Annotated in this window: 11 protein-coding genes; 6 read left to right on the top strand and 5 right to left on the bottom strand. The window is 38.1% G+C overall.

Going from position 1 to position 20,793, the window contains the following annotated elements; genetic code table 11:
* The first annotated feature begins 16 nt into the window (after positions 1-16).
* The 5 genes from QM524_RS21640 to QM524_RS21620 all read left to right on the top strand — a co-directional run bounded on the left by QM524_RS21640 (position 17) and on the right by QM524_RS21620 (position 9,264).
* Positions 17-946: a carbon-nitrogen hydrolase family protein gene (locus QM524_RS21640; RefSeq protein WP_283346253.1), complete on the top strand. Its 930-nt coding sequence runs from the start codon at positions 17-19 to the stop codon at positions 944-946.
* A gap of 261 nt (positions 947-1,207) precedes the next feature.
* Positions 1,208-4,279, top strand: coding sequence for a WGR domain-containing protein (locus tag QM524_RS21635; RefSeq protein WP_283346189.1), 3,072 nt, complete (start codon positions 1,208-1,210; stop codon positions 4,277-4,279).
* Positions 4,280-4,284: 5 nt separating this feature from the next.
* The gene (locus QM524_RS21630; protein ID WP_283346188.1) at positions 4,285-5,940 is read left to right on the top strand and encodes an SWIM zinc finger family protein; all 1,656 of its coding nucleotides are present in this window, start codon (positions 4,285-4,287) and stop codon (positions 5,938-5,940) included.
* A gap of 370 nt (positions 5,941-6,310) precedes the next feature.
* Positions 6,311-7,690 carry a reverse transcriptase family protein gene (locus tag QM524_RS21625; RefSeq protein ID WP_283346187.1) on the top strand — a complete coding sequence of 460 codons (1,380 nt, stop codon included), beginning with the start codon at positions 6,311-6,313 and terminating at the stop codon, positions 7,688-7,690.
* A gap of 137 nt (positions 7,691-7,827) precedes the next feature.
* Positions 7,828-9,264, top strand: a complete 1,437-nt coding sequence (locus QM524_RS21620; RefSeq protein ID WP_283346186.1) for an arylsulfatase — start codon at positions 7,828-7,830, stop codon at positions 9,262-9,264.
* A 229-nt stretch (positions 9,265-9,493) separates the two neighbouring features.
* On the opposite strand, the gene QM524_RS21615 is transcribed toward QM524_RS21620, so the two are convergent.
* Both QM524_RS21615 and QM524_RS21610 read right to left on the bottom strand, forming a co-directional pair.
* Positions 9,494-10,402 (bottom strand): 3-keto-disaccharide hydrolase, encoded by a 909-nt coding sequence (locus QM524_RS21615; RefSeq protein ID WP_283346185.1) that lies wholly within the window; start codon positions 10,400-10,402, stop codon positions 9,494-9,496.
* Between the two features lie 372 nt (positions 10,403-10,774).
* Positions 10,775-11,119 carry a zinc ribbon domain-containing protein YjdM gene (locus QM524_RS21610; RefSeq protein WP_283346184.1) on the bottom strand — a complete coding sequence of 115 codons (345 nt, stop codon included), beginning with the start codon at positions 11,117-11,119 and terminating at the stop codon, positions 10,775-10,777.
* 302 nt (positions 11,120-11,421) lie between these two features.
* On the opposite strand from QM524_RS21610, the gene QM524_RS21605 reads away from it, so the two are divergent.
* Positions 11,422-14,529, top strand: a complete 3,108-nt coding sequence (locus QM524_RS21605) for a glycoside hydrolase family 2 TIM barrel-domain containing protein (protein ID WP_283346183.1) — start codon at positions 11,422-11,424, stop codon at positions 14,527-14,529.
* A 60-nt stretch (positions 14,530-14,589) separates the two neighbouring features.
* Here the strand turns inward: QM524_RS21605 and QM524_RS21600 are convergent, their stop codons facing one another.
* The 3 genes from QM524_RS21600 to QM524_RS21590 form a co-directional block, all read right to left on the bottom strand.
* The gene (locus QM524_RS21600; RefSeq protein ID WP_283346182.1) at positions 14,590-17,931 is read right to left on the bottom strand and encodes a VCBS repeat-containing protein; all 3,342 of its coding nucleotides are present in this window, start codon (positions 17,929-17,931) and stop codon (positions 14,590-14,592) included.
* A 78-nt stretch (positions 17,932-18,009) separates the two neighbouring features.
* Positions 18,010-19,554, bottom strand: coding sequence for a glycoside hydrolase (locus QM524_RS21595; protein WP_283346181.1), 1,545 nt, complete (start codon positions 19,552-19,554; stop codon positions 18,010-18,012).
* A 150-nt stretch (positions 19,555-19,704) separates the two neighbouring features.
* Complete coding sequence (locus QM524_RS21590; protein ID WP_283346180.1) at positions 19,705-20,733, bottom strand: cellulase family glycosylhydrolase; 1,029 nt, start codon at positions 20,731-20,733, stop codon at positions 19,705-19,707.
* Positions 20,734-20,793: the final 60 nt, after the last annotated feature.

Here is a 20,793-nt window from a genome sequence, read left to right as displayed (position 1 = left end):
TTATAGCATGGAAAAAATGATTCACAAAAAAGTAAAAGTAGGGGTAATACAAGCAACACCATCACTATTTTATATAGAAAAATCAGTAGATCTAGTCGTAGATTGGATAAAAAAAGGCGCAGAACAAGATTGTGAATTGTTGCTTTTTCCAGAGTCATTTATTCCTTGTTATCCTCGAGGATTGAGTTATGATGCTATGATTGGTCGCCGTACCGATAAAAGTCGTGATCAATGGTTGCATTATTGGGAAAATAGTATTGAGGAAAATTCAATACATACTCAAAGAATTAGCGAGGCAATCGCGGAGGCTAATCTTTTTGTAGGATTGGGTGTTACCGAACGAGAAAATGTTGGAGGCTCTTTGCATTGTGCCTTGTGGTATTTTGACAATAAAGGCAACCTAGTCGGCAAACACAGAAAGCTGAAACCAACAGGTTTAGAAAGGTATATTTGGGCAGAAAGCGATGGCAGTACATTGACGACTATTCAAACTACCATAGGGAAAATCGGAGGGCTGATTTGCTGGGAAAATTATATGCCACTGGCGAGAATGTCGATGTACCAAAAAGGAATAGAGATATACCTCGCACCAACCGCCGATTCCAGAGAATCGTGGCAATCGACGATGCAACATATCGCACTTGAAGGGCGATGTTTTGTATTAGCAGCCAATCAATACGTCCAAAAATCAGACTATCCTGCCGAATATCAAGCCGATTTACATGACCAACCCGAAGTCATGTGTGCGGGTGGAAGCGTAATCATTTCACCAATGGGAGAGGTGCTCGCTGGTCCACTTTGGCATCAGGAAGGGCTATTAGTGGCCGAACTAGATTTTTCCATTCTAGCAAAAAGTAAATTAGATTTTGATGTAACAGGACACTATGCTAGACCAGATGTTTTTGATTTTAAGGTCAATAAACAGCCTGATATGAGAATGGTGTGATTAAAGTTACCTAGCATTTAACAAATAAATAGGGTAATCATCAATCATCTATAAGATTTCTAGTAATGACTTGAAAATAAACCTTTGTATCTAAAACATGAACTAATAAGAATATAATAGTATATTTGAATATATAATGTAGCTTAATGGGAAAAAATGACTACATTACGTATATTTTATATTTGAATATATAAAGTGATTTGAATTATAACTGTTTTTTTTATTTTTGTATTTCTCTGATTAATAACTCCTATTTTCACTATGAAGCTTGTAAAACAATCGCACCTCTTTTTTCGTGAAGGTAATTCAGATAAGGAATATATCATAGAATTACTCAAACATACTGAAGAGTTATTTTCCGTAAATTTTAAATACGGAAGAAGGGGCGCTGTTTTAAAAGAAGGAACTAAAACCGAAAAGCCGATTACGCTTGCAGCGGCTGAACTAATTTTCAATAAACTAGAGGCTGAAAAAAGAAAAAAGGGATATCTCTCAGAATCCGAGCTTCTGTCTACTTTACCCAATCTTGATTCTCTTTCTCCAGACATCCAAAAGCATCCTATTCTTCAACGCTTGGATGGTGCTATCAAAGGAACCTCAGTATTTAAAACTTATTGGAAAACCTCACGCGTAATTTGGAAGGCAGGTGGGCTGAAAATGATGGAAGCAGAACCCTTTGTATCCCAATTGGTATTCAAAGGTGATAAAATGCAACAATATGCTGCACTTTGGACTTTGGTGAGGTTAAAAAGTATTAATTCTATCACAATTTTTAAAAGGGTGGTAGAAAATCCTAAATCAACCCTCCATTCGAGAAGAGTAGCAAAAGAAGGCTTACTACAAATGCTGGAGGATGACGAATTGACGTCTCTTCAGCAAGAATTTGTTTCGAAATTACCAATAGTATTTCAAGAAAACCTGCTTGATGCTTTTGCACTTAAAAAGCTTCTTGAGACACAATCGAGCCATGTGGATACCTTCGCATCTGCCCTTGAAAATCTCTATTACCTGAGTTTCCACCAAACATACATAAGAGAACTTATCATTCCTCACCTCAAAAAAGTAAGTATCTCAAAGAAGAATTTTAAAGAGTTTAGATATCTTTTTAAAATAGCAGAGCTTCGTAGCGATTTTGAGGTTTATGCTATTCTTGCGCATAAATTTGAAAGAGCAGATGGTTTTGGAAATACAAGCAAAGTTTTTTCTAATAAAACAAAAGCCTATTTCCTGCAGAGAGTTATCCGTCAAATATATGAGTTTGGAAAAGAAAATCCCGAGAATTTCATAAAGCTTTCGGTCTCCATATTATTAAGCTATGACAAACAAAACCGTGATCTTAGTCCTAGTAATAAATTATTCTTAGAACAATGGTTTTGGAGAATTAAGCTAGAAGATTTGCCACCATTTGCAGATGCTATTTTACTGAACCTTATTTTGCACGGAGGGGGTACCCGTTTGATTCGCTATTATCGTTTTTGGATGATTGCGGAGGCTCGCAGTAGCAAAAAAATAGAGAATCGAGCCTTTCAGATGCAGCGAAAACAACAGCAAACAAAAGAAACTTTTATTGGAGGTATATTCAAGTCAATCTTAAAAATCTTTGGGAATAGTAATCAAGAGCAAACAATCGTCCATGACTCAACGAATTCTATACCTCAAAATTCACTAAAATCAACTAATAAAGGAAGAGAAGAACTTTATCCTCAACATTGGGATAAGTTCCCTCATGCATACTTGGCGTTACTATTGAGGTCGGAAGTGGACTTGATACATGGCTTTGCTTTGGAAAGATTGCTTGAACATCCAGAATATCAAACTATTATTAATCAACTCTCAGTGAGCGATTTAGTTGGACTAGTATCATCAGAGATTGAACCAACCATCAACTGGGCAACAGACTTAATTAGTGAAAGATTGCAAGTAAAGCTTGAAAAGACATTAGTGATTGGCTTGTTAAATGCCAATTCCTCAAAAGGACAAGAATTAGGGAAGCAATTTTTTCAACAATACCTAGCAGATTTTTTAATTGATAGTGATTCGCTTTTATCTGTGATTTATGCTAATCATTTTGAAATCAGACATTGGATAAAGGGACTACTGCAAGAGCATACTTTACATAAAGACGTGTTAAATTCCTTAATAGATCTTGCGGTTTTGTGGTTAGCCAATCAAACAGACAATTCGGCAGATTGTAACATGCTGCTCAATCAAGGAAATAAAACCTTACAAGATATAGCTGTTGAACAACTAATGCTACTTTCAGATGACCAGCTAAATGCCCTCCAATTGTCTCAAGTTGTGGCGGTAAAACTTTTTGCATTAAAAATTATTATTCTTAAAAATCAACTTCCCAATGCCTCCGTTTTAGCAGAATTAATTTGTAGTGACATAAAAGATAATCGTAAGCTTGGAGAGGGTATTCTTAATTCTTTATTGAATAAGCCTGTATTCCTTGTTGAGATGGTAAATGAGTTGTATCCTAAACTATTTGTGAAGGAGCATTTTGAAGGTCAACATCTCGTGGTTCAAGGGTTACTTTCCAATTCTCTAAGACCTTATTTGAGTAAAATCAATATAGCACATTCGCTTAGGTTAATACACGGGAATTATATTCCTGCGCAAGAGATAGGTTGGATACTTCTTACTGAGCAAATTGACATAGATCGACTTTCATTCAAGCAAGTAGTACATCTGGCAAGTCATAACGACTTGCGGGTAAGACAGTGGTCTTGGTCGTGGTTTGATAAGAAAGTTTCATTAGCCAAAGTGGAAATAGAAGAAACCATTAAACTATTACAATCCAAGTGGGATGATACGAGAAAGTTTACCATAGACTTTTTGAGGAAAAACTTTGTTGAGGAAGATTGGTCTCCAGAGGTGTCGATAGGAATTGTAGATTCAGTAAAACCTGATGTTGAAGCTTTTGGTAGAGAATTGATTACAAACTTTTATGAAGAAGGGAACGGACTTATGTATTTGAGTTTTTTATGTCAACATCCAAGCTTGAATGTTCAGTTATTCGTTTCAAATTTTATTGAAAAATATGCTGCCAACAATATCGAAAAATTACAAGACCTAGACTATTATTTTCGCTCGGTACTTATGAGAGTTAATAAAGGAAGAAATACCAAAAATAGGGTTTTTCATTTCCTCCATCAAGAGGCAATGCGTTCACAAGAAGTTGCATGTGTGGTGTCCAATATTTTGAGTGATGTGTCGGCCACTGTGGCGATAGAAGATAAGGCCAAATGCATACAAATTATGCGGGATTTAGAGAAACTATACCCTTCATTGCTATTACCAATGACTACGATTGAGTTTGAAACCAGATAAAACCTATGCTATTTAACTATAAATATGGAGGACATACCCAAATATCGAGTACATCGCGCTCGACCTCTATGTCATTTGCTCCAGACACACTCCGAGAACAGACTTATTTTGTGGGTAAACTCCAACAAAAACTGGCGTTCAGAGAAGCGATTGCTGCGCTTCATGATGTCGTTGTTTCCGACTTAAGATTTCAATCGAAAGATAGAACTGCTTACAAAGAATGGGCTGCGGAGCAAGAAATGGCTTGGATGAGCGAATACGCCACGAAATTGGATTTGCGAGAAAATGAGGAGCGCATTAAATGGTTACAAAGAGATTTGAATCTTCTACAAAAAAGACGTCATGAAATGATGAAACCTTTTTGGGAGGCAAGAATGAAGTACTTTGATTTTATTTACAAAAATGATCGAGATATGTGGATTGTACTTGATCCTATTATAACGATACATCCAGAGGAATTGTTTTTCGAGTGTTTTAGTAAAGACGAATCAACGTATGCTAAGTTAGAAGCTAATTATGAGACATTTAAGGAGATAAACGAGTTTCAATGCGGAACTACCAACATTGATTATTCGCATGATTTATATCAAGAATTTCAAAAAATTAGAGATTATAAAGAAACTGATTTTAGGATAGACCCAAAAGGATTTTCTGTTCAAACGACCAATGAAGAGATCTTTCATGAAAAGAAAATAGAGGTGCCTGAAAGTTGGGTTCGAGGTTTTTTACAGGTAAGTTCTGCCATGACTTTACCAGCAATTTCATTTGAGTTGCACTCAATGGATATCTATAATATTTGTTCGTTATTGAGACGATTTAAAGAAAATAGTGGTCCACGTTCAATGGTCTTTATCCTGCGACCTAACCAGCCTATTAGTATATTATTTGAGCCCTTCAACAAGGAAATTGTTTGTGCTAGGTCAATCTACCAAGGTGATGAATCTCAAACCATTAGAGTTTGGGGACGACGGAGATTATTGGTGCTGGAGCGACTGATTCCTTTAGCAAAGAAGTTTACCGTCCATTTGCTTGGGAGTGGTTTGCCTTCTTTTTTCATTGCAGAAATGGGTGATATGAATTTTACTTTGGGGTTGTCTGGTTGGACAGCGAACGATTGGTCACGAGTGGGGAATTTTGATTTAATGGCTCCACGCGCGAACGTAGATACTTTCACCGCAGAGAAGGTATTCAGTGTTCTCAAAAAATCCTTTTTGGCCAAGCCAGAAATGCTTGCCAAAGAGTTGAACCTAGATATCAAAACGGTTTTGGGAGCATTATCTCTTTACACACAAGCAGGAAAGGTAATTTTTGATATAAAAAAAGGAGTTTATCGATTGAGAGAATTATCAAAAGAGCCTCTGCCGATGGATGCCTTGAGATTTGCGAATGATCGAGAAAGGCTTGCTAGGGAATTGTTGACCCAACAGAGAATTGCCGTCAAAAAAGTATATGTTGAAAATGGATTAAGGCTGGAAGGAGAATTTACATGGAGCGAAAAGATTTGGCATCCAACTGCAATCATAGATGCCGATGAGAAACTGGTGGAGGCAACTTGTACTTGTGATTTTCATATTAGGAATAAGCTATACAAAGGTCCTTGTGAACATATTTTAGCGTTAAGAATTGCTGAAAAGAATACTTCTGCTCTAATTTCAACCTAATTTGCTGAGGAAATGCTCTCCAATTAAAATCAAAAATTAATTTGCGTAATTTTTTAGAAAAACTAATAAGAAAATGTATATTGCAACAACAAAGTAAGAGTAAACAAAACCTTGCCTTCCGAAAGGAAAGAACGATGTATCGTCGTTCATGAAATTTGACTCTACATGCATCACTAAATACAATCTTCACTGTGAGAGCTTTGTCTAGTACATAGTATTTTACAGTGAAACCTCCGAGAGCTTAAAATACTATGTACTAGACCGCTCTCTTGGAGTTGATTGATTTAGTCAGAAGAATCTTCGAAGGTTTTACTCTACTTTGTTTGTTGCCCTACTCCATAAGAGTTAGGGCTTTCTTTTTTGTTAACCTATGGCAAATCAACCTTCAAGAGAAGATATCCGAAAAAGAGTGGCAGAGTCTACTAAAGATGCTGTTATTCTTGAAGAAATGAAACGATTTGGGTTCTGGAAAGAAGAACTTTCCCCAGAACTGGAAGATATTCTGCAAAAGCAAAAGGAGACAGAAACTGAACTGAATACCTTAGTTCGGAAGCAAACTCGTTACCGTAATCCCGAAACTTTGAGAAAGGAGATGCTTAAAGAACGCATGAAGGCATCCAAACAAAAAAGACAAGAGGCAAAGGAGCGGAAAGAACAAAAAAGACTGGCGCGAGCAGAGACTTGGAAAAAGAGAAAAGAAACGGAAGTGCTCTATCTAGGAGAGGAAGTATCGTCACATTTATCAGAAACTGAACCAAATCTTGAATTTTTGGCAAAATGGAATTTACCTAATATCGAAAATCCATTGGCTCTGGCAAATGCTTTAAGTCTCAAATTGAGTCAGTTACGATTTTTGACCTATAATAGGAAAGTTTCGTTGGTAAATCATTACAAAAGATTTTATATTCCCAAAAAAATGGGAGGGAAGAGATTAATATCAGCTCCGATGCCCTTAATTAAATCTACCCAACTTTGGATACTAAACAATATTCTTTATCAAATACCCCATACTGATCAATCCCATGGGTTTATACCACAGCGCTCGATTGTTTCGAACGCAGCGCAACATGTAGGAAAAGAATTAGTACTTAATCTCGATTTAAAAGACTTCTTCCCAAGTATTTCATTTTCGCGAGTAAAAGGCCTTTTTCAAAGTTTTGGGTATTCTGGTCAAATTTCAACTTTGTTAGCATTGCTTTGCACCGAAGCCGAGGTTGAACAAGTTGCTATTGATGGGAAAAAGTATTTTGTGTCTATTGGCGAACGAACACTACCACAAGGCTCACCATGCAGTCCCGCTATTTCTAACCTAATAGCCTACAAGCTAGATCGCCGTTTACAAGGAATTGCGAATAAGTGGGGATTTGTTTACACAAGATATGCAGATGATTTAAGCTTTTCATGCGGTTCTGATAATTTAGATAATTTTCATCAATTGCTCTGGTCTGTTCAGGAAGTAGTCAAATCGGAAGGCTTTACGGTTCATCCAGAAAAGATTCATATCATGCGAAAAGGCAGTCGACAAGAGATAACAGGCCTAATTGTAAATAGACAGATAGGAATAGAACGTAAAGAACTGCATCGGTTTAGAGCTTTATTACAACAAATAGAAAAGAATGGTCCTGCTGGAAAAACTTGGAATGGAAACCCTAATCTAGAAAATTCGATGCGTGGCTATGCCAGCTTTGTTATGATGGTAAAGCCCGAATTAGGAATAAGGTTTATGAAAAAAATTGATTCGATTTTTTAGCCATTATTGTGTAAATAAATCCTTAGGACAACAGTTTAGACCGACACTACTGCACAGTTAATAGATCAAACTACTTTATCTTAACCAAATTTCTAAAAAATATTAGTATTCAAGAGCTAAATAAAGCTAGTAAACTGATGAGAAAAGTATTTTTATGGGCAAGTATCTTGGGTTTGACCTGCATTTCACCAAGTAATGCTCAAGTAGCGCCCACGGTCTCAAAACCCAATATCGTCCTCATTATCGCCGACGATTTAGGTTATGGCGATGTAGGATTTAATGGGCAACAGCTAATTAAAACACCAAATCTGGATAAATTGGCGGCATCTGGTATGAAGTTTAATCAGTTTTATGCTGGAACTTCAGTATGTGCGCCATCACGTTCGGCATTGCTCTCGGGCTTGCATACAGGACATACCTATATTCGAGGCAACAAGGGTGTTTTGCCTGAAGGGCAAGAGCCCATAGCTGATTCTGTGGTGACTATGGCTGAAGTCCTCAAAACCGCGGGCTATACCACCGCTGCTTATGGAAAGTGGGGTTTAGGCCCTGTTGGCTCAGTTGGTGACCCGAACAAACAAGGGTTTGACTACTTCTACGGATACAACTGCCAAACCTTGGCACATCGTTATTATCCCAATCATTTGTGGAATAATGGACAAAAAGTTGTTTTGGAGGCGAATGAGAATTTAGTTCAAAATAAGATTTATGCACCAGATTTGATTCAAGAAAAAGCGATTGGTTTTATCAAGGAACAATCCTCAAAACAGCCTTTTTTCTTGTTTTTACCCTATATTTTACCTCATGCTGAGCTAATCGCTCCTGATGACAGTTTGTTACAATACTACAAAAATAAGTTTCAAGAAAAACCTTACAAGGGCCAAGATTATGGTACGAATGCTACTTGTGGCGGTTATGCTTCTCAGCAATATCCGCGTGCGGCATTTGCAGCAATGGTTGCAAGATTGGATTTGTACGTTGGACAAGTGGTAGCTCAGCTCAGAGCGCAAGGTTTGGACAAAAACACCCTGATTATTTTCTCGAGCGATAATGGTCCACACATTGAAGGAGGTGCTGATCCAAAGTTTTTTAAGAGTAGTGGTCCATTCAAAGGTGTCAAAAGAGACTTGTATGAAGGAGGCATTCGTGAGCCATTTGTAGCTTCATGGCAAGGAGTAATAAAACCTAATTCAGAAAGCAATCATATTGGTGCATTCTGGGATTTGTTGCCCACTTTTGCTGAATTAGCAGGTACTAAACCTAGGAAAGGTATCGATGGTCGTTCGTTCGCTAATATATTAACAGGCTTTGGAAAAGCTCCACAGCATGACTTTTTATATTGGGAATTTCATGAGCAAGGAGGTAAACAGGCGGTACGACAAGGCAAATGGAAAGCTATTCGATTTAATGTAATTGAAAATCCGAATGCTCCAGTAGAACTATACGACTTAGAAAATGACCCAGAGGAGGCAAAAAATCTAGCCCAACAATTTCCTGAAAAGGCGCAAGAATTAGGCAAACTCATGACGCAATCGCATACTCGTTCTTCTTTATTTCCGCTGGGAAATCAGTAATTAGGGTATAGGTGTTGAGGGAACAGGCACAGAGGCACAAAGGCACAGAGTGTAAAGGGAATAGGCAAAAAGTTAAGAAGTCTCTTTCCCTCTACCACTATTTAAAAAATCTCACTTTGTGCCTTTGTGCCTCTGCCACTTTTAATAATCTCACTTTGTCCCCGTTCGCTCTAGCACTTTTTAAATATTTCCACTTTGTGCCTTTGTGCCTGTAGCCTCTGCCACTCCTTTAATACTTACATTTCGAATTATCCGACTTAATGAAATACGTCTTATAATTTTTAGCTTTTTTATCCATACAACCTTTTAAATCAAGTAGTTCAATATTTTTAAAGTCAATTGCATGACTCTCTGCTTGCATGGCGATATAACCTTCTTTTAAGAGCATCCCATCTTTTTTAATCCAAGCTTCTGCCGATTTTGGGTCGATTCCTGCTTTTTCCCAATTATAATCGGCACTCACAAATCCACCACCAATATGTGGTTTTTCGTAAGTTAATACAGTGTCTCCTTCAATAATATGATGCACAATGGAATCACCCAACACAATAGCCTCCACTTTAACCCATTGATCTCCGTGATAAGTTTTCGAATCTGAATCTGTACAATGGTCAGTCACGATTTTATTCTGCATATATACCTCCGTACCTGGGGTGCAAAGATTTCCCGTATGACGAGTGGTATTTCCGCCCAATCCTCCTAATAGCTGTAGTTCCAATGAAACAGGGAAGGTTTGATTTTGGGTCAAACTTTTCGCTGATTGAGAGTGTAACATGATACCGCTGTTACGAACATTCCAAGATGCACCACCTTTGAGTTGGTCGCCCTGAAAACGATATTCAAAACGAATTACATAATAGGAGTAAGGTTTTTTGTAATAAATATGCCCAAATTTATCATTGAAAGATTCATATTGATCATACATCACACGCATCATTCCATCTTCTACTCTAAAAGTGTTTTTATAATTGGCATTCAGTTTTTCTCCTGTAATTTTGATGTCCCAACCATCAAAGTTCTTCCCATTAAAAAGGCGAACCCAGTCTTTTTGATTGGCGTTTTTGTAGCTTTTGTTTTGTGAAAAAGCACATGAGGTGATTAGTAGGAGAGAAGCAATAAAATAGAGTTGTCTTTTCATTTGGGGAATGTTTAGTAGGTAAAAGTAAATCTGTTATTACAGTGAATTAAGTCGATTCATTCTCAAATATACTCTTTGGAAGGAAGCTAAATGGATACAATAGAACCTTTTTTAATGATAATTAGTATTATGAGCTTGCGATTCGTAGCTATTCGCAGGTTCCTAAATTAATCAACCTCTTGGTTCTGAGTAGATGATAAATTATGATATGGACAAAAAAATAACTAGTAGCAGACAAAGTCTCTTACTAGTTATTACTTCAGTTTTAAAACTGTTTAAAAAATCAGTCCAAGACTAAGTCTTGAACAAGTAACGTATAGCGTGGGTTTTAAAATCACTTTGCCACTTTGTGCCTCTGCTACTTTGTGCCTTTTAAGCTTTTCTCACAAATTCAGACTTAAGTCCCATTGCGCCAAAGCCGTCTATTTTGCAATCAATATTATGATCGCCGTCGGTTAGGCGAATATTTTTTACCTTGGTTCCTGCCTTGATAGGTTTTGGTGCACCTTTTACAGGAAGGTCTTTAATAACGACTACGGTATCTCCATCTTGTAACTCATTGCCATTAGAATCTAAAACTTTGGCAGTAGTGCTTACTTCATCAACTTCAACTTCTTCTGGATTCCATTCGTAAAAGCATTCTGGACAAACCAACAGGTTATCGCTAGGATATGTGTATTCACAATTACATTTTGGACATGGTGAAAATTCTGACATGATAATAGTTTTAAATGATAAATTTATAAAATTGTCAAAGATGATATCAGTTGAAATGATACCTTACTAATATGAGTTTGCAAAGGTACAGAAATAGCTTGGGAATTGTAAAAAATGTTCTATCTCGAATAATTTGGCCTCTATCTTAACTTCATCCGTTAGACTAAATACTTTTTTACCCCTCTTATATTACTAAATTACCCCCTTTTGTCTAAATTGTAGGATTGTACTTTTGCAGTATTGTTTATTACTCAATCAATATTGCTATTCCCTAACAGTCATTGTTTACAATTCTAGACAACATGAAAAAAAAATTAACCCTTTTATTAACGTTACTCCAAGGAAGCTTGCTGGCACAAAATCCATGGGAAAATCCTTCTTTGATCGACATTGGAAAGGAGAAAGCCCACGCTGATTTTGTATTGTACGCTGAAAAGTCTTCGGCTGTAACCAAAAAACCTCAAGCAAGTCCATTCTATCAATCTTTGAATGGTACATGGAAATTTGTGTACGCTGACAGAATTTCTGATGCACCTAGTAATTATTTCGAAACAAATCTCGATGATAGTAAATGGAACGATTTGCCAGTTCCTTCCAACTGGGAGCGCAAAGGATTTGGAACAGCGATTTACACTAATATTGTTTATCCTTTTCCCAAAAATCCTCCATTCATCGGTGGTGACAATCCTGTTGGAACCTACCGTAAAGCGTTTACAGTTCCAGAAAATTGGTCTGACCGTGAGATTTTACTCCATTTCGGGTCTATTACTGGCTATGCTCGTATTTATGTCAATGGCAAATTTGTAGGGATGACCAAGGTTTCTAAGTCTCCTGCTGAATTTAATATTAGTCAGTTTTTACAAAAAGGTAAAAATACGCTTGCAGTGCAAGTTTACCGTTGGCACGATGGCAGTTATTTGGAAGACCAAGATTTCTTTAGAATTTCAGGTATCGAGCGTGATGTTTTCTTGACAGCTTTACCTAAAACCTCTCTTTGGGATTTCTTCATTAAAGGCGATTTGGATGCCAAATATACCGACGGTTTATTGAGTGCCGATGTGTCTCTAAGAAAGTTTAAAGGAAGCAACGTCGAAGCAGGCTCCGTAAATGTGGAATTGCTTGACAAAACTGGTAAAACAGTATGGTCGCAACTTCAAAAAGTAGCAAAATCGACGGATACACTACAAAATGTGTCTTTCAAAACGACGATTAAAAATCCATTGAAATGGAGTGCTGAATACCCTAATCTTTACACTTGTGTGATTTCGGTAAACGATGTGCAAGGAAAATCTTTAGGCACAACAAGCTACAAAGTTGGTTTTAGAAAAGTAGAAATTAAAAATGCTCAGTTATTAATCAATGGCGTTCCGACTTATGTGCATGGAGTAAACCGTCACGAGCACGATCCTGTGGAAGGACACGTACCTAATCGTGAATTGATGTTGAGAGATATTCAATTAATGAAGCAATTTAATATCAATGCTGTACGTGCAAGTCACTATCCAAATGACCCATACTGGTATGAGCTTTGTGACCAATATGGCTTGTATGTGGTAGACGAAGTGAACCTCGAAACGCATGGTATGGGTGCTGAGTGGCAAGGCAGTTGGGATAAGACAAAACACCCTGCATACCTTCCATTGTGGGCAAATGCACATAAAGACCGCACTGAACGAATGTTCGAACGAGACAAAAACCATGCTTCTGTGATTATTTGGTCATTAGGAAATGAATGTGGCAATGGTCCTGTGTTTTATGAAACGTACAAATGGTTAAAATCAAAAGATAATACTCGTTTTGTACAGTCAGAGCAAGCTGGTGAAAATGCTAACACTGACATTGTTTGTCCAATGTATCCACGTATCGAAGATATGTTGAAATATGCCAATGACAATACCAAAACTCGTCCGTATATCATGTGTGAATATGCGCACGCCATGGGAAATAGTAGTGGTAACTTCCAACGTTATTGGGATATTATTCGTGGTTCAAAACACATGCAAGGTGGTTTTATTTGGGACTGGGTTGACCAAGGAATGTTGACTAAAACAGCAGATGGTCGTCCGTTCTATGCTTATGGAGGTGATTTGGGTGGCTATTATTTGCAAAATGATGAAAACTTCTGTGCCAACGGTGTGATTGCTTCAGACCGCACGCCACATCCAGGCTTATTTGAGGTGAAGAAATCTTACCAAAGCATCATTTTCTCTGCCAAGAATCTTGAGACTGGTGAATTTAAGGTAGAAAATCTTTTTGATTTTACTAATCTTAATAACTACGCTTTCAAATGGGTATTAACTAAAGACGGCAAATCTGTAGCGGAAGGAAATTTTGACGTAAACTTAGCGCCAAAACAAAGCCAAGACGTGAAAATTGACTTGCCAGCGAAAAAGGATAGAGGTGAATACGCTTTAGAATTATACGCATACACTAAATCGGCGACGGAGTTAGTACCAGCAGGGCATGAGATAGCTCGTGAGCAATTGCGTTTTGATAATAGCTACTATTTCCAAGTCAACCGTCCTAGAACTGGAACTTTGGAAATTACTAAAGCTAACAACCGTTTGACATTTAAGACAGATAAAGTGACTGGTACTTTCAATACCCAATGGGGTAACTGGGAGAAATACAGTGCTTTAGATGGTTCGACTTCTATCAATGGTTTACCTGAGCCATTTTTCTGGCGTGCTCCAACAGATAACGATTTCGGTAATGATATGCCATATCGTTTAGGTATTTGGAGAAATGCTCATGCGAATAAATCGGTGTCAAAAGTAACAGTAGGTGAGCAAAATGCGGAAGGTTTAAGTATTCAAGTAGATTACTTATTGACTGGTATCAATGCGAATTACACGGTTATCTATCAAATTTTGAATGATGGTGCGGTAAAAGTAACAGCAAATTTAGATTTAGGTGATAGAAACCTTCCAGAAATGCCACGTTTCGGTATGCGAATGAACCTGAAGCAGGATTACAAGTTATTGAACTATTACGGTCGTGGTCCTTGGGAAAACTACCAAGATAGAAATTTAGCTTCCTTCCTTGGTGTGTATGCAGATACAGTAGTAAAAGCTGTAGAATCTAATTACATCCGTCCTCAGGAACATGGTTATCGTACTGATGCTCGCTGGATTAAGATAGCAAATGAGCAAGGGAATGGTTTAATGATTGAAGGTGTTCAACCAATTAGCTTTAGCTTACTTCCTTTCAAAACTGAAGACTTAGACCCAGGTTTGAGTAAAAAACAACAACATCCGACTGATATCAAGATTCGTGATGAGAATACTTTGCAGATTGACTTAAAGCAAAGAGGTCTTGGAGGAGATGATAGTTGGGGTGCTTTACCACACAAAGAGTATCGCTTGACAGACAAGAAATTTACCTATAGTTATATCCTTAGTTTGTTTTAGTAATTTGGAGTAACACATAAAGAGGCTAGGAATGATGTTCCTAGCCTCTATTTTTTTATATTATTTCAACTGAACCACTCCTGCTTTATCTTGATTTCGGGTAAAAATAAAGCTTGATTTATGTCGAATTTGGATGGGTTTCATATCTCGAATATCTCCTGTAAAAAGCAAACCTGTATGTTGAGGCTTACTTGCTTTAAAAGCTCCTTTGCCATCCCCAAATAACAGTACCCCATGAGAGGCGTCCATTTTTCCAAGCTGGACACGCCAAGGATGGAAGTTGCCAGATACCAAAATATCTCTTTTCCCATCTTTGTTAAAATCACCACAGGAAATACCCGATACCCATGAAGTTTGAGCCACAGAAGGCAATTCTTGAGCTTTGAATATACCTTTTCCAGTATTTTCAAAATAGGTGGTAGCTAAGGTAAAAACGGTTTTACTTTGTGCTTTATCTAGTTGTTCTGAGGTAAACAAATCTGAAAGACCTGCTTGGGCATAATCATGATATTTCAAGAACTTCTTTCGTATCCACGGCATTTGCATAGCCGTTTCGTCGAGAGAAGCCATCGGATAGCTTTTTCCTTGAATATAATAGCAAATCATAGGGTCTATGGTTTCGTTTTGGTCAAAATCTGCATAAGTGACCGTTAGCGGCTCTTGTTCATTGGCTCTTAGCTGAGAGTTTAGCCCTGCATTGCCAGCAATCAAATCCATATCACCATCATTATCCATATCTTCCAACAGAATTTTGCTCCACATGCCATGACTTTTTGCTAAATGATAAGCTTCAGTTTTATCAACGAGTTTACCTTTTTGATTTTCCAGAATAGTAATAGGCATCAATTCTCCTGCCACAATTAGGTCTAGCCAGCCATCTTGGTTGATGTCATGCCATACGGAGGAAGTTACCATACCTAGTGACGCCAAAGATTCAGCCTGAACAGACACAAATTTGACATTGTTTCCTTTACTTTCATTTTTGAGTAAATAGCTTTGGTCAGCTTCTGGATAACGATTGGGGAGAGAACGTCCACCCACAAATAAATCTATATCTCCATCTTTGTCAAAATCACCTGCTGAAACACAACTTCCATTGCTTTGAAGATTGGGAAGAGCATTAACTGTGGCACTGAACTTACCTTTTCCGTCATTGATAAATAAGACATCTTGAGCCGCCTCTGGCACTGCCCCAAAGGCAGCACTGCCTCTTGCGATAAACAAATCAAGGTCATGGTCGCCATCGGCATCCAAAAATGTCATGCCCATATCTTGATAAACGGTTTGTTGTTGCCAAGGCTGAGAAGTCGCAGGTTTGAAAGTTCCATTGACCTGTTGTATTAACAAAACTCCTCCTTGTTGACTATTACCACCTATAAAAGCATCTTCTAAACCATCGCCATTGACATCTGCAGTAGCCGTAAATGGCCCTGCTTTTGAGAGTTGATAGGGTAGAAGAGCCTGATGTTTGAAATCGACATATGGAATGGCTTTATGTTCAAAAGAAAGCTGAGATTTGTTAGTGACATCTTCAAAAAGCGCAGCGGTTTGAGGGTATTGATACAAACCATCTTTTGCAGTTGTTTCTGTTACCTGCAAAGTTTGATTGGCAGAAAGGTTTGATAGAATACTCTTTTTCCCTGAACTCCAATAAATTTCTACCGATTCAATTTTTGTGTTTTGTCCGAGTCCAAAATGCAAGATAGGTTCCACACTACTTTGGAATCCTTGCGCAGGATAGAGTTCCTGCATTTGGGTTTGGTCTTTGGTTTTGACAACAACCTTTGCTCCAATACCAGCAGTATTCGAAGCATTGCCTTTTAGTTGTATTTTGAGAAAATGTGATTGTTCCGGCGCATATTGATTTTCATAAATTTGAGCCACCTGATTGGAGTTATTAATAATCAAATCCAAATCACCATCATTGTCCAAATCGGCATAAGCTGCGCCAGTGCTAACGGTTGGTTCTTCTAAACCCCAAGTTTTTGTGGCATCTTCAAACTGAGCAAACTGATTTTGACTGATATTTCTGAAGACATAATTACTCGTTTTGGTACTTGGCATTTGTTGAATCAATTGCCAAGTATTGGGTTGCTGACCAGCGTTTTGAGCTTTATCAACTTCTTCTTGATAGGTATATTTCAAAAAATCCATGTTGGTGAAATCTCTCAAGAAACCGTTGGTGACAAGCAAATCTTTTCTACCATCATTGTCAAAATCAGCCGCCAAAGGACTCCACGACCAGTCGGTATTGGAGATTCCAGCCATTTGCCCTACTTCACTAAAAACGGGAATCCCTTTATCGGATATGCCCTGATTAATTTGAAGCATATTCCGTGTATTTTGGTGATAAAAACCACTGTCAACCAGCAATTGATAGGTATCATATTCGTCAGGACCTTTCAGAAGCTTTTGTCGATAATTTGATTCTGGAAGCATATCCAAACTTACAATATCGGCTAGTTCGTCGTTGTTAAAATCCACAATACCCGTACCCATCGAGTTTTTGGAAATATGCCCCATACTTTGTTTGAGAACTTCCTTGAAAGTGCCATTTTGCTGATTGATATACAAAAAGTCTTGCTCGTTATAGTCGTTGGCTACATACAAATCAGGCCAATTGTCTTGATTGAGGTCACCCACCGAAACACTTAATCCGAAGTTTAAGCCACTTCCATGAACGCCTGCTTCAACGCTTACTTCATGAAAAAAACCTTCATCGTTTCGGTACAATCGGTTGCCGTATTTGGGATGACGTGTATTCCTCAATCTTTCTGTATTGAAAAAAGCGTTGAAAAACATATCAGCATGGTTAGCCATAAAACAGTCAAGGTCGCCATCTTTGTCCATATCAAAGAAAGCGACCTGAGTGGTATATGTTCCTGAAGCATCTAGCCCATATTTTTCGGCCGATTCAGTAAAAGTAGGCACCCCATTGATAAGTCCATTATTAACATATAGTTCATTTTTGCGTTCTTCATCGGTTCCCGGTCCCGAATAACAAACATAAATGTCTAGTTTTCCATCGGCGTTGATGTCGACCATTGACACGCCAGTTTTCCATTTTTTTCGACCTTTTACCCCTGCTTTTTCGGTAATATCTTCAAACGAAAAGGGACTATTTCCTTGTTTTCCTTTATTGAGATAGAGTTTATTCTCAACCATATTTCCAGAAAAATACACATCAGCCATTCCATCGCCATTGATATCGCCAACGGCAACGCCTCCACCATTGTACATATATTGGTATTTGAGCAAATTAAGCTCTTCATTTTCCTCAACGAGATTGTTGAAATTAATCCCAGATTCTTCGGCGCTGACTAATCGAAAAAGAGGACTGTTGGAAGAATTTTTGCAGGAAAAAAGAAAAGAAAGAAAAAGAAGTGGTAAAAGTTTTTTCATGAAAATAAAAGATTGAAGTTCTCTTATGGAAAAAAGGTATTGATGGCGAAAGGATTTCGCTATCAATACTCTATGAACTTAGTTCGAACTCAGTAATGTGACTACCGAACGAGCTGGGATACTAATATTAGACAATTTATTGACTTTGACAGGCTGTAAATTCGCATTTTCAGTCGTTTGATACACTGTTGTTTTTTTTGCTTTGATACCATCCAAATTGATGGCAAGCGCTTCGCTTGAATGATTGATAAGCACCACAATGGTTTGTTTTCTTTTCACATCTTTGTAGGCCGAAACTGATAGTTTTTCGGATACTTCTTGTGCCAAATCTGCTTCAATACGCTGTGCGCCAGGTCTTACAAAGCGACTAAAATTACCAAATGCCCATAAAATTTTGCTGTCTTCGTATTTGCCATCAGTTTTGTTTTTGTCAATATAAACCAAACCATCTTTGTAATTATAAGCAGAAATAGAAGTCCACCAGTGCCAAGCGGAGGCATTACCGTTAACAAGGTCATTGTGGATTACTTTGGCAACATATAGTGCTGCATTTATCCCTAAATCCTTGCCATTCCCTTCTATTTCGCCTGCATTATCACCCAAAATACAGTACTCTGTCATCCAATAATGTAGCCCTTCAACTTTGGCGACTGTGCTAGCTAGTTGTTTTCTCATTTGACTAGCATCCTTGTAAGGTGAGGTGGTGAAATAACTATGTCCGCCAATAGATTTGTTGAGATTAGGTAAATCGCCGAGGTAATATTTTCCTGATTTCTGGAAAAAATCTTCAATTTGAGAACCACGAGCAGGTTTATTGAATGGACTATAGAGATAATTAAGCTGACCAGCTTCTGCGATAGAAATCTCGGTAGATAATTTGGCTGCCAAAAGCTTTTTGCTGAGCGCTTTGTTAATACCAGCGATATGTTCGTTGTCAAAAGGTGTTCCTTCCTGACCGCCATCGCTCCAGTCCCACTGTGGTTCGTTAGTCGCGCTCACATAGTCGAACGTAATGCCTGTTTTTTGTTTAACACCCTTAACAACTTCTGTTAAGAATTGCGCAAAATTGTCGTATTGCTCAGGGGCTAAATTGGGTTTTCCGTCGGTAGCAAAAGCCTTTTTATTGGTGGTAAACTGAACAGGGGGGGAGTTGGTAAATGCTAAAAACTTATCGACATGATATTTTTTGGCTTCTTGCAAAAACCAAATTTGAGCAGCCTGTTTTTCCCAGTTATACGAACCATCGTTGTTGAGAAAAGACTCCGCTCGGCGCCATTCGTCTTTGATACCACTTTCTTTACCTTGCTCTGCGCTACCAGCGCCAACATTGAAACGCCACAATGAAAGCCCAATACCTTCGGGTCGCCCATATTTGTCTAACGCTTGGCTAAATAATAGCTTGGAAATAGCTTTTCTTTTGGCATCAGGCCAATTCCCAACAAACTGCGCCGCCCAAGCGTCCGAACCACCAAAATGTTCTATGGTTTGAAAGGTTTTTTGAGGATTTAATTTTACCGAAATCGGTTGTTGCTGTGCTTGAGTAAAAGTGGAGAAACCCAAACTCAAAGCTCCAGTTAGTAACCATTTTTTGAATGAATTTTGAAAAGTATTATAAGATGACATAATGCTGAAATATTTGTAACTAAGCAGATAATGTATTTTAGAAATGGGGTGAATTAGCGATTGTTGCGATTTTTTACAGATGATTCTATCGAATATTTTAAAGAAAAGAAAGATTCATAAATTCACCATTCACAGATTCACCATTCACCATTATTCAATCCCCCATCCATAGCGGAGGCGATTGATACCTGATTGATTAATGATTTTTAGGGTAATAGAGGTGCCTGTTCCTTCTCGTGAAAACAGACTATAGCTATCGCCATCACGTAGGCCTGGCCAATAGATACTTGCGACTTTATCGTTTCTGAAAACATTAGAAGATGCAATCATATAGGCGATTTCATTGTCCGATTGTGTACCGCCGATATAGTCTTTACCAGTGCTCATGGCTACTCCAAATTCTGAAACGATAGTTCTTTTGGCATAAGCGCCCATTCTACGTCTCCAGTCAGATTCCCATTCTGTCAGGGTGCGATTTGTCCAGAAAGCATAATTATGTAGTGCTAACAAGCATTCAGAAAATCTAGTATCTGCTCCGATTCCAGTCACATCCTCCGAATATCCTGTGCCTGACAAGATGATGCGTTTGCGAGAAAGTGTTGGAAATCTTTGTAAAAACTCGGCATATACATCGCTCAATGTTTGAAGCGAATAGCCATAGGGTTCATTGATTACTTCAAAATATACATAAGGATTGTTGCCATAGTCCTGTACTACCTTGGTCCACATTTGCCAAAAGTCGGCACTGTTATCAATTACGCCATTTTTGGCAGAGGCTGATTCCCAACAGCAAAGTACTACACGTATTTTTTTACTGATAGCCTTGTCTATTGCCCCTTTGTAGCGAGACCACCAAATGTCATTCACTGATGGAGGATTAATAGGCAAACGAATCGTATTGAGACCTTTGATATGGTTTTGAAAACCTGTTAAAATGCCTTCTGATTTGGCAAAAACTGTAGCATATTCGTCACCCGCTTCAAGACCAGAGGGGATAACCCAACCATCCACAAAGTTGTCACGAGCATCGGCCCAATTGACGCCTGCAATGCTATCTACTCCCACAGGTGTTGTATTTTTTACCACAGGGTCTGTTGGAGTAACTGGCGTATCGACTGAATCTTTAGAGCAAGAGTAAAGTAAGGCAGAGGTAAGAATAAGAGAAAGTGATTTTTTCATAGGACTAGAAGGTATTGAGAGTTTTGAGTGATGAGTTAGTAGTTTACGAAGGATTCAACC

Origin of the sequence: Flectobacillus roseus (assembly GCF_030056595.1) — a bacterium.
GTDB lineage: Bacteria > Bacteroidota > Bacteroidia > Cytophagales > Spirosomataceae > Flectobacillus > Flectobacillus roseus.
This window is presented reverse-complemented; position numbering and strand designations above follow the sequence as displayed.